Consider the following 12,019-nt stretch of genomic DNA (forward strand, 5'->3'; position numbering starts at 1 on the left):
CCAACACAAGTACAGGAGGATTTCAAATGAGTCAATCAAATTTTATCACAGAGAACAAAAAAGGTAAACACCTAACATATGAGGATCGTATAAAGATAGAGACATTATACAAAATGGGGCTAAATTCAAGCTGTATTGCGGAGCAAATAGGTGGACGTTCAGAGCGTACAATAAGGCGTGAAATTGCTAAAGGAATAGTAGAATTATTGAATAGTGATTTAACCACTCGAATGGAATATAGCGCAGAAATTGGGCAGTCAGAACATGACAGACAAGGCACAGCAAAAGGGCCTGCATTGAAAATAGGGAAAGATCACAAATTGGTGAAGTACTTAGAAAAAGCCATTGGTAAATATGGCGAATCTCCGTATGCAGCTATTCAAAATATAACAAATAAAGATCTACAATTCGAAACAACTATTTGCTTCAAAACTGTGTATAACTATTTGGATAATAATTTATTCTTAAACATAAGTAACAAAGATCTGCCTGTTAAAAAGAATGCCAAAAAGAGAAACTATAAAAAAATAAGGCCGGCGTATAACAATACCAAAGGGACAAGCATATCAGAAAGACCTACAGCGGTAGCTGCACGTGATGAGATAGGGCACTGGGAAATGGACACCGTAGTAGGAAAGCAGGGTACAAAGACTGTATTAATGGTGTTAAGCGAAAGAGTAACTCGCAAGGAGTTAATCTTTAAAATACCTTCTAAATCACAGGTCGCTGTTGTGAAGGAATTGGACAAATTGGAGCGTAAAATGGGAATGGCATTCTCAAAAACATTTAAAACAATCACCTGTGATAACGGCTGTGAGAACCTTGATTTCGAGGGTATTGAGACCTCAGTAAGGAATAAACGAAAGAGAACTAAAGTATATTATGCCCATCCATATAGTTCATGGGAACGAGGCACAAACGAGAATATCAATAAAATGATACGACGATTTATCCCAAAAGGTGTGGATATTTCAGCATTCTCTAAAAAACAAATTATGCAAATACAGCACTGGATCAACAATTATCCAAGAAGGATTTTTAACGGTCTATCTGCTAATATGATGGAACGGAAAACCATTACAACTTAACATTATATTTTTCTTGAAAATTTTGGACATTTTATATTGCAATCTACATTTGCTGTTTTCATCATATATTTTACTGTTCATACAAGCCTAGGTTGTATCCACACTGCATTATCGTTTCCAGAAGGCAAATCAGTAAAAGGGTGTGTGACTATTCCGGGCATGGATTTTATTAATTGAAAGTCTCCGGTCGATATTCCCAGAGTGACATGGCCTTTGTATACCAACCCTTTGCTTGAATATTGACCAAGTGCAATGCTGATTACACCGTTTTGCTTAAAAATGAAACCACACACTATAAAATCATCATCCAGAAGATTTTTAATTTTAATCCAATCCTTAGTGCGTTTGTCTAGATAATATTTACTATCCTTTCTCTTAGCTACTATGCCATCCAATTTATTTTGTTTAGCAATCTTATAAAATTCAACCCCTCGCTTCTCAATATATCTAGAAATAGCAATGCGCTCATTTTCCTTAATAGCTTTTTCGAGTAGTTTTTTTCGCTCCATCAATGGCAAATCTGTAACCTGGTGATCATCATAGTAGAGAATATCAAAGGCGGTGAAACTGGCTGGTAATTTAGATGATGCAAGTTGTATTTTAAAGATATTTGACATCAGAGATCGCCTTTGAATTTCATAAAAGTCAGGTTTGCCGTCTTTAATAACGATTAACTCACCATCTAAAATGCAACGGTAATTTATCCGCTTGTGTATATTCGACAATTCTGGTACCTTTACAAGCATCTTTATATTTCGTTTGTTACGTAGCTCTGTCATGTCTTTATCTAAATAAGCGATGCATCGTTCACCATCTAGTTTTAACTCTTAAGGTTGTTTTAAACTTGAACATTAATCAGTTTATGAAGGTAACTAACATATACGATGTATTTTCTACAGTAAATGTATTGGGCAAGCCTATAATTTATCCGATTTTTGAATTGGGGTATGGAATAGTAATTATAAGTTTATTGTACTTTATTATAGAGAATTGCGTAATGAAGAAACATTCAATATAGAAAAAAATTTATTAATAATAATAATAATTAGTATATGCTAATTGATACCTTTTTTAGAGAAACTAAAAAACATCTTGGTTTAAATAGTTATCAAGTAAGAAGTAACCGTAGTATAAACAAATCTAGGATTTTCTCTTAAAGCTTTTTTTAATCATTAAAAATAGCTTCGGATAGTTGCCATTAATTTTAAATGGAACAATTTATTAGCTAACTCGCTCGTTTATAGATATATCGATTATTTGTAAAAAATTTATTTAAATGATGAAAAATTAACATAAAGATGGTACAATTTTAGTAGCTATTAAATTGTTATTTACTTAAGACCACAGCTTCGCGAAGACGATTTAATATACCAAGGGGGATTAACATGGAAAAAACAAAAGGAATTTTATATATTGTTTTATCTGCAATTGCTTTTGGGTTTATGCCAATACTCGCAAAATTGTCATATAGAGGAGGGGCAAATACATATACCACATTAGCGCTTAGGTTTTTTTTTGCGTCAATTATGTTATTATATTATTTGAAATATAAAGGCATATCTTTAAAATTAACTAAAAAACAATTATTTTTAGTATTAACCACAGGTATGTTTGGATATTCACTTACATCTTGTAGTTTATTTATGTCCTACAATTATATAAGTATTGGATTGGCGAGTATGATTTTATATACACACCCTGCTATTATTACTTTATTGTCATATATGTTTTATAAAGAAAAGATAAAAGCTAGAAAAATCATTTCTTTAATTATTTCCTTAATAGGTATTTATGTTTTAATCGATAAGGGAAGTGTTAGCTTTAATTTAAAAGGAATAATATTGGCAGCCATGGCTTCGCTGCTATATTCAATATATGTGCTAGGAGTATCTCTTAAAGAAATTAAAGCTATCAACAGTTATGTTTTAACTTTTTATATCTCGTGTTCAGCTGCTGTTATTATGTTTATAGCAGCAATCACTACTGGTAATTTTAACATGCATATTTCCTTTTATGCACTTGTGGCAATTTTATTATTAGCATTCATATCTACAGTGGTGGCTTTAATGGCATTCTTAGAAGGGGTTAGAATAGTAGGGCCTTCTAATGCTTCAATTCTTAGTACTATTGAGCCTATAGTTGGGTTAATACTAGGAATACTAATTTTAAGAGAACCTATATCAGTTAGAATTGTAATTGGAAGTATATTGATTATTATGTCAGTCGTGATATTAACAAAAGAATAATTTAATTATATAGAATGGAGATAATAAATGCTTGACTTGTTAAAACAGAAAATATGTGAATTACATAATGTTATCTTAAGCCCAATAGATGATATGTTCAAAATAACTGCTTTAAAAAATTATAAAAGGGAAATAGAAGGAACACAGCAAAAAAGTTTTGGTGAAGTTTATTATGAGTTTATTAAAAATAATAAAGAAAAAGGCACAGTATACACTCCAGAACCTATAACTTCTTATATGATAGAAAACACCATAAAAGCAGAACAGATAATAAAGAATCCGTACATAAAAATTGTGGATCCATCTTGTGGAACTGGCAATATATTAATTTGCTGTTTTAAATTTCTTAGAAATTTATATAAGGATAATTTAAACCTAATAAATGAGAAAAATGGGTTGAATTTAAATGTTCAATGCATTGATGAACACATAATAACACATAATTTGTATGGCTTTGATATTGATGATATAGCTGTGAAAATCCTGATTATAGATTTATATGATTTAAGTCAGGGGAGCATAGCCAGTAATGTTGTTAACAAGGATTTTTTATTATATGAAAGTGAACATAAATATGACGTGTTCATAGGAAATCCACCCTATGTGGGTAAAAAATCTATAGATAATGAATACGCAGCTTATTTAAAAATTCGATATAAAGAAGTGTATAGAGATAAAGGAGATCTATCCTATTGTTTTTTCAAAAAAGCATTAGAAGACTTAAACGAGAAGGGAAAGCTGACTTTTATTACTTCGAGGTACTTTTTAGAATCACCTAGTGGAGAGGATTTAAGGAAGGTTTTAAAAAAACTATGCACGATAGACAAAATTATAGATTTTTACGGGAGAAGACCGTTTAAAAACGTAGGGATAGATCCTGTAATAATGTGTATAACGAATTGTCAAAATGAAGATAGTAAAATTGAAATTATAAAACCTTCAAATGTAAAGAACAAACATAAAAAAGAATTTTATAACAGTGTATTTTTAAAAAGTGGGAATGAATTTAATAGTTTTCTTCTTAATAAAAGTCAATTAAATGACAAGGGTTGGATTCTAATAGATGAAAAGGATAGAAATATAATAAATAAAATAGAGCAAAGAAGTTTTACTCACTTAAGTAATATTTGTAATAGTTATCAGGGAGTAATAACTGGGTGTGACAAAGCGTTTGTAGTAACCAATGATATTGCTCTAAGGAGAAATATTGAAAAAAATATAATAAAACCTTGGATTAAGAGTAGTTACATAGAAAAAAATGAAGTTTCAAGACAAGATAGTTACATAATATATTCAGATTTAATCCATAACACGCATGATTATAATAATGCTATAGCATATATTGAATTGCAGAAGGAAAAGCTACTAAAAAGGAGAGAATGCCAAAGGGGTATTAGAAAATGGTATGAACTTCAATGGGGTAGAGATCAAAACATATTTGAAGGCGAAAAAATAGTTTTTCCATTTAAGGCAAGCAGTAATAGATTTGCTCTTGACAAGGGAAGTTATTTTAGTGCGGATGTATATGCATTGATATTAAAAGAAAATGTTCCGTTTACCTATGATTTTTTATTATATCTATTAAATAGTAAAATCTATGAATTCTATTTTAAGACCTTTGCAAAAAAACTAGGTGAAGATGCTTATGAGTATTACCCAAATAATTTAATGAAATTATGCATCCCAATTATTATAGATTTTAAGGGTAAAGATGAAAATTATTTATATGATTATTTTCACTTTAGTGAAGAAGAAAAAAAGATTATACTTGGGGAAGTATAATCTTTTTTTTTGATGGAAAAGTTGGCATATATCTTGCTGTATATAAAATAAATTATTAATATTTAGGAGGAATTATTGTGAGCAATTTGGAAAAACTAAACAAGGTGTTATGTGATTTATTTGATTTCAAAAAAGTAGAGGACATAAATGATGATTTGGGACCAGATGAAATAGAATCTTGGGATTCTTTAGGCCATGTAGAACTTATAACAAGTTTAGAGGAAGTTTTTGATATAGCTTTAGATGTAGTGGATATCTCCAGAATGTATACCATAGGTGATATTAAGAAGATAGTTGAAAAATATGGTGTTCAGATATGACATTTACAGATTATGTTTTTGAGTTTTCATCAAAACTGGATAAAACTTCTGTAATTTTTAAAGATAAAATAAGTTATGAGGAAATTTTTGAAAATGTAAAAAAAAAGCTTCTTTTATAAAAAGCAAGAAATTTTTAAAAAAGGATGCTGTACTTCTGGTTTCAGAAAATTCTAATTTTTTCATTGAAAATTATTTTGGAATAATTAAAAGTGGAGCTATTTGTGTTCCTATTAACCCAGCTTTAAGTAGCAATGAGATAAAGTATATTGTAGACTCTCTAGATATTAAGCTGATTTTCACTCAAAATAAATTTATTGAAAAAATAAAGCAATTGGTTAGTGAAGACGTTGAAATTTATACAGATATCATTGAATGTAATTTTACTTATGCACATGAAAACAATTATAGTGAGGATATAGATATACAAGAAGATGTGGCTGTAATACTTTTTACTTCCGGTTCCACAGGAAATCCTAAAGGGGTAATGCTTACTCATTATAATCTCATGTATAATACAAATTCTATAATAGAATACCTGAAACTTACAGAGCGAGATAGAGTGGAAACAGTACTTCCTTTTTATTATTGCTATGGGACTTCAATTTTGCATACACACTTTAGGGTAGGGGGAAGCCTTGTAATTAACAATAAATTTATGTTTCCGCAAACAGTTGTTGAGGATATAAATAAGTATAGTTGCACAGGTTTTTCAGGGGTCCCTAGCACTTATCAAATACTGCTTAGAATGACTGATATAAAGAATACTAAACTTCCAACCTTAAGGTACATAACTCAAGCTGGGGGAAAGCTCTCAGAGAATTTTATTAAACAGCTTATAGGTATTCTAAAAGGAGTAGAAATTTTTATAATGTATGGTCAGACTGAGGCTACGGCAAGGTTATCATATTTACCGTCATATTTAATTAATGAAAAGATGAATTCCATAGGACGTGGAATTAAAGGAACGGAGCTTTTGGTTTTAAATAGTGAAGGAAAGCGAGTGAAATCTGGAGAAACGGGTGAGGTTGTTGCCAAGGGTGGAAACATAATGAAGGGATATTTTAATGATAAGGAAGAAACGGATAAAGTTCTAAAGAAAGGATACTTATACACGGGGGATATAGCAAAAGTTGATGATGACGGGTATATATATATAGTTTCAAGAGAAAAAAATATTATTAAAAGTGGTGGGATTAGAATAAGCCCTAAGGAAATAGAAGACATAATATTACAAATTACAGAGGTAGTGGAATGTGCAGTTATTGGAGTGGAAGATGATATTTTAGGAGAATCAATAAAAGCCTTTGTAGTATTAACAGAAGATAACCACTATATGGATTTTAAATATATTTTAGACTTTTGTAAAAATCAGTTACCATCATATAAAACTCCAAGGTATATAGAATTTTTAAAAGAACTTCCTAAAAATTCTTCTGGCAAAATTTTAATAAAAAAGCTCAAGGAGCTTAAGTAAAAGAAATAGTAAGAGGGTGAAGTAAGTGGAGGATTTAGAATTAATAGATGAACTAGTGCTTGGAGCGCAGTTTAATATAGAGCTGAAAAAAAAGGAAAAGTTACTTTTAAATATTATCTTACCTCAATTAGAACACAATAAGGAAAATTTAAGTATAAAAGCTATGTATAATAAATTAAATGTAGACATTAATAAAATTAAAACGTTAGAACAGGTACCATATATCCCTGTAAATATGTTTAAATCTTTCCATCTCAGAATATGTAAGGAGGAGCAAGTAGTTAGGGTGTTACAATCTAGTGCTACCACCACAGGAATTCCTAGTAAAATATATTTGGATAAAAAGACTTCAATAAGACAAACGCAAGCTTTAATAAGTACGTTAACAAGTTTTTTAGGAAGAATGCGAAGACCAATGCTTATTATAGATAACGCAGACAGTAATAAAAGAGGGAATGGAATGACTGCACGTGGTGCTGCTATTAGAGGGGTAAGCACTTTTGCGAGCAAGATGTTTTATATTATGGATAAAGAAGAAGGGGAACTTAAATTAAATATAGATAGACTTCGCGACTTTGAAAGAAAATATAAAGATGAGGAAGTTTTAGTTTATGGATTTACTTATATAGTGTGGTCGAAATTTTTAAAAGTATTAAAGCAGGAAGGAATAAAATTAGACATGCCAAAGTTAAAGCTGTTACATAGCGGAGGTTGGAAAAAACTTATTTCTGAAAAGGTGGAAAAGGAAGTGTTTTCAGAGACTGCTGCGCAGATATTTAACACAAGTAAAGATAATATTATAGACTTTTATGGAATGGTGGAACAGTTAGGAGTAGTTTTTATTGATTGCCAGTGTGGGTATAAGCATGTACCAAATTTTGCAGAGGTTATTATAAGGGATATACAAACTTTAGAAGAAGTGAATTTTGGTGAAGAAGGGCTTATAGAGGTTATGAGTGTTTTGGGCTCTAGCTATCCATCGCAGGCTATTCTTACTGAGGATATTGGAAAATTTATAGGCGTGGATGATTGCCTTTGTGGTAGACGAGGCAAGTATTTTAGATTTAAGTCACGAGTAGACAAGGCTGAAATTAGAGGCTGTGGAGATACATTTGCAGAAAGGGAGGTAGGTAAATGATAAATTGTTACGAGCTAAATGGAGAGTTTTATAAAAAGGGACTAAAATTTGAGGACTTTCATGAATTAGAAACTTGCTTAAATAAGAATTTCAATAAACTTCATGAATTTCCAGTGCAAGTTATAATACTTATTATAAATGAATATAGCAAGAGAATTGCAATAAACAGAGAAATATTAAGAATGGAAGGGGTTCCGTTCTTATGTTTTTATTTAAAGAAAATAAATATGGAAAAACAGTTAAAACTTAACTTATCAAATATTGAATATCTAAATAATTTTGTGCAGGTAGAGAATGAAAAATACATCAAAGCACAGCCAAAGGGTTTAGTGTGTCATTGGATGGCTGGGAATGTACCTACCCTAGGTATCTATTCAGTGATTCAGAGTATAATATGCAAAAATAGTAATATCCTAAGAGTATCTAAAGAAAGTGTCAGTACAGTATATGAACTATTAAAACTTTTGGACAATATTGAGGTTGAGTATGGCGGGGAAACTTATTCTTCTAAGATTATATTGAAAAATATTGCCCTTGTTTATTTTAATAGTGGCGATAAGTATCTTAATTCTCAAATGTCTTTAAAAGCCGATGCACGAATAGTTTGGGGTAATAAAACAGCTGTAGATGCTATTTCTCTTTTACCTAAAAAAACTACTTGTAAGGATTTAATTTTTGGGCCTAAGTATTCTTTTGCAGTTTTTGATAGATCAGCTATTGAAAGTGATGACTTTGAAGAATACTTAGAAAATCTGGTTACAGATATAATTGCATTTAATCAAAAATCATGTTCTTCACCTCAGGTATTGTTTTTAGAGAAAAGTAAACTAACTGTAGAAGAAATAGCGAAAATATTAAGTCGGAAATTTGAGAAAATTACTAAAAGATATACTAATTTAGGTTTAGAGGAGGCTATAGCTGCTAAAATAATTAATAAAAGAGGTGAATATCTACTAAGTATCAATAAGCTTACTTATATGAGTAAGGGACTTCAATATACAATACTAATTGATAGTGAAGTAAGGCTTGAAGAAGCAATTACAGGACGAACTATATTTATAAAAGAGGTGGATGATATATTGGATGTATGCCCTTTAATTACTAAAAACATACAAACCATTGGGATAGCCTCAAAGAATAGTAATAAGACTTTAGAATTTGCAGATAGAGTGACGACTTTTGGAGTAGATAGAGTTGTGAAAATTGGATACATGAATTTCTATGATTCTCCATGGGATGGAAGTTTAATAATAAGCGAATTAGTTAGGTGGTGCTCTCTTAATATAAAGGGAATGATTTAAATCCTATTTTGCAATGGGGGGGGGGAGAAAATGGCAGATTTTAAAAGTTTTTATGTAGGTCAAAGCGAGGAGTATATAAAGAGATTTACAGAGGCTGAAGTAGAATCTTATGCAAGAATCACTGGAGATTATAATTATGTGCATATGGATGAGGAAAAAGCTAAAAAATCATTTTTTAAGGGTAGAATCGTTCATGGACAATTAGTTGGAGGAATGATTTCAGCTTTGCTTGGAACAAAATTACCTGGAGGCGGTAATATATATTTAAGGCAGAGCTTTGAGTTTTTAAAACCAGTAAGAATTGGGGATACAATCAAAGCGAAGGCTATTATAACTGAAATAAATGAAAAAAAGAAAATACTATTACTTGACACATTTTGTCTAAATGAACAAGACGAAATAGTTATAAAGGGAAAAGCTGAGGTTTTAGTATTAAGATAATCTATAATTGAGAGAATGGCATAACATATATACGTTTTACTTAAAACAGTAGTTGAATAGTCACATTAAATTATGCTTTTTCTGATATAATAAAATTAAGCTATGTAATCTATAAATAATGAATAGCTTAATTTTTTATAGATTGAGAGGTGTTTTTATGAAAGTAAGGGATGTTATGATAAAATGTGATTTCATACTTAAAGAAAATAATACTTTTTATGAGGCGTCGCAGTTATTTAGTAATAATGAAGTTGAAGTTATACCTATATTAGATGAAAAAGAAATTTTGGTTGGTATTATAACGAAAAATGACATAATTAAGAATTTTATTGAGGGTACAAGCCCTAATATATGTATTAAATATCTTTCACGTGGTAAAGAAAATATTATCAATGAGGATGATAAAATACAGGATTATGTTGATGCGAAGGAAAGTTATTTGGGAGTTGAAAATTCAGTTGGTAAATTTGTTGGCTGTTTTAGTGTGAATAATATGTTAAAGCGAGGTTTTGATAATCAATCAGAAAAAATAAGTGAGCTAAAGCAAAGATTAAATTGTACGGAAGAATGTGGCAATGCAATCCTTAATTGCACAGAATTAGATGCAATTATTGAATCGTCATTTGATGGTATTTACATAACCGATGGTAAAGCTAATACGTTAAAGATTAATAAATCTTATGAAACCATAACAGGTATACAAAGAAAAGGTATGATTAATAGGAATATGTATGAACTTGAAAAAGAGGGATACATATCTAAATCAGCTACTATTATGGTATTAAAAAATAGAAAATCTAATACCATTGAGCAGGAATTTAGTACTGGTAAAAAAGTATTGGTTTCTAGTAATCCTATATTTGATGATAAGGGTAATATAAGCATGGTGGTTACAAATGTACGAGATATAACGGAATTATACGAATTAGAAGAACAGCTAACTAAAAATAGGAAGCTTACAGAAAAATATTATTCAGAGATAGAAACTATGAGAATTCAATATTTAAATTTGTCAGATATGGTCGCTAAGGATAAAGCGATGATAGATTTATTGGAGGTTGCTAAAAGAGTAGCTAGTGTGGATACTACTGTTTTAATATTAGGAGAAACTGGAGTTGGAAAGGAAGAAATCGCTAAGTTTTTACATAAAAATAGTACGAGACAGAATAAAAATTTTATAAAAATTAATTGTGGAGCAATCCCTCAAAATCTTATAGAATCTGAGCTCTTTGGATATGTAAAAGGGGCGTTCACTGGGGCTAATAAGGAAGGCAAAATGGGACTTTTTGAAGTAGCAGATGGAGGTACAGTTTTTTTGGATGAGATTGGAGAACTTCCTTTGAATATACAAGTTAAGCTACTTAATGTACTTCAAGAGGGCGAAGTGGAAAGAGTTGGGTCGGTTAAATCAATTAAAATTGATGTAAGAGTATTAGCAGCTACTAATAGGAACTTAGAAGATATGACTAAAGAGAAATCATTTAGATCAGATTTATATTATCGTTTAAATGTGGTCCCTCTTACTATCCCACCACTAAGGGATAGGAAAGAGGATATTGTTCCTTTAGTCCAACATTTCTTATCTCAATTAAATAAAAAATATAACTTTGAGAAAACTTTCACGATTGAGGCGATGAATACACTTTATAATTACAGTTGGCCGGGTAATGTCCGTGAACTTAAAAATATTGTAGAAAGGGTTATAGTGATGAGTAGTAGTGATAAAATATTCCAAAGTGATTTGTCGATTAAAACCTCTTCGAATGTTATGGAGAGAAATATTGAATGCGGGGATGCATGTAATTTAAAAGAGGCAGTTGGAAAAGTTGAAGCTAAACTTATTAGCCAAGCGTTTGATAATGCTGGTAATGTCAGGGGTGCTGCAAAAATACTTGGAATTGATGCCTCTACTTTTGTTAGAAAGCGTAAAAAATATTTTGGAAAAGAAGTGTTGCAAAAATGAAACGTGTTGCAATAATGCAAAAACAAGTAATTACCTTCTAAATCTCATATATTATGCACGAGTTTATAGAATTCTGTCGGTTGAGTTTCTAATATCTGTTGCCTTTATGCAACAGATATTTATAAAAAATAATATATTTGTGATTGTTTTCACAGATATATTATTTTTTTTTTATAAATATATCTGTTAAAACAATCACAATAATTCATTAAAATACATTAATATAATAGTATTTAAGAAAACATATCACATATTTGTAACTTTGG

The 12,019-nt window shown here is 30.4% G+C and carries 10 protein-coding genes and 1 pseudogene; 10 read left to right on the forward strand and 1 reads right to left on the reverse strand.

Annotated elements, in window-relative coordinates; all coding sequences use genetic code 11:
- Positions 1-26: 26 nt before the first annotated feature.
- On the forward strand, positions 27-1,088 hold the full coding sequence (locus ACWJKP_RS10030; protein ID WP_224578950.1) for an IS30 family transposase: 1,062 nt from the start codon (positions 27-29) through the stop codon (positions 1,086-1,088).
- A 77-nt stretch (positions 1,089-1,165) separates the two neighbouring features.
- Here the strand turns inward: ACWJKP_RS10030 and ACWJKP_RS10035 are convergent.
- Positions 1,166-1,903: pseudogene (locus ACWJKP_RS10035) on the reverse strand (ATP-dependent DNA ligase); the annotation flags it as partial.
- A gap of 570 nt (positions 1,904-2,473) precedes the next feature.
- Between ACWJKP_RS10035 and ACWJKP_RS10040 the strand changes: the two are divergent.
- The 9 genes from ACWJKP_RS10040 (at position 2,474) to ACWJKP_RS10080 (ending at position 11,753) form a co-directional block, all read left to right on the forward strand.
- Positions 2,474-3,334: a DMT family transporter gene (locus ACWJKP_RS10040; protein ID WP_165413377.1), complete on the forward strand. Its 861-nt coding sequence runs from the start codon at positions 2,474-2,476 to the stop codon at positions 3,332-3,334.
- Positions 3,335-3,361: 27 nt separating this feature from the next.
- A complete protein-coding gene (locus ACWJKP_RS10045; protein WP_165413378.1) occupies positions 3,362-5,116 on the forward strand; it encodes an Eco57I restriction-modification methylase domain-containing protein in 1,755 nt (584 codons plus the stop codon).
- Between the two features lie 77 nt (positions 5,117-5,193).
- The gene (locus tag ACWJKP_RS10050; protein WP_165413379.1) at positions 5,194-5,436 is read left to right on the forward strand and encodes an acyl carrier protein; all 243 of its coding nucleotides are present in this window, start codon (positions 5,194-5,196) and stop codon (positions 5,434-5,436) included.
- Positions 5,433-5,555 (forward strand): hypothetical protein, encoded by a 123-nt coding sequence (locus ACWJKP_RS10055; RefSeq protein ID WP_263492360.1) that lies wholly within the window; start codon positions 5,433-5,435, stop codon positions 5,553-5,555. The genes ACWJKP_RS10050 and ACWJKP_RS10055 overlap by 4 nt, the downstream gene beginning before the upstream one ends.
- Before the next feature lie 35 nt (positions 5,556-5,590).
- Positions 5,591-6,910 carry an AMP-binding protein gene (locus ACWJKP_RS10060; RefSeq protein WP_263492470.1) on the forward strand — a complete coding sequence of 440 codons (1,320 nt, stop codon included), beginning with the start codon at positions 5,591-5,593 and terminating at the stop codon, positions 6,908-6,910.
- Between the two features lie 25 nt (positions 6,911-6,935).
- On the forward strand, positions 6,936-8,048 hold the full coding sequence (locus ACWJKP_RS10065; RefSeq protein ID WP_165413380.1) for a LuxE/PaaK family acyltransferase: 1,113 nt from the start codon (positions 6,936-6,938) through the stop codon (positions 8,046-8,048).
- Positions 8,045-9,349 carry an acyl-CoA reductase gene (locus ACWJKP_RS10070; protein ID WP_165413381.1) on the forward strand — a complete coding sequence of 435 codons (1,305 nt, stop codon included), beginning with the start codon at positions 8,045-8,047 and terminating at the stop codon, positions 9,347-9,349. Before ACWJKP_RS10065 ends, ACWJKP_RS10070 begins: the two co-directional genes overlap by 4 nt.
- Before the next feature lie 30 nt (positions 9,350-9,379).
- Positions 9,380-9,790: a MaoC family dehydratase gene (locus ACWJKP_RS10075; RefSeq protein ID WP_165413382.1), complete on the forward strand. Its 411-nt coding sequence runs from the start codon at positions 9,380-9,382 to the stop codon at positions 9,788-9,790.
- 157 nt (positions 9,791-9,947) lie between these two features.
- Entirely contained in the window at positions 9,948-11,753 is a 1,806-nt protein-coding gene (locus tag ACWJKP_RS10080) for a sigma 54-interacting transcriptional regulator (protein WP_165413383.1), read from the forward strand.
- Positions 11,754-12,019 lie beyond the last annotated feature (266 nt).

The organism is Clostridium sp. CM037 (genome assembly GCF_055081095.1).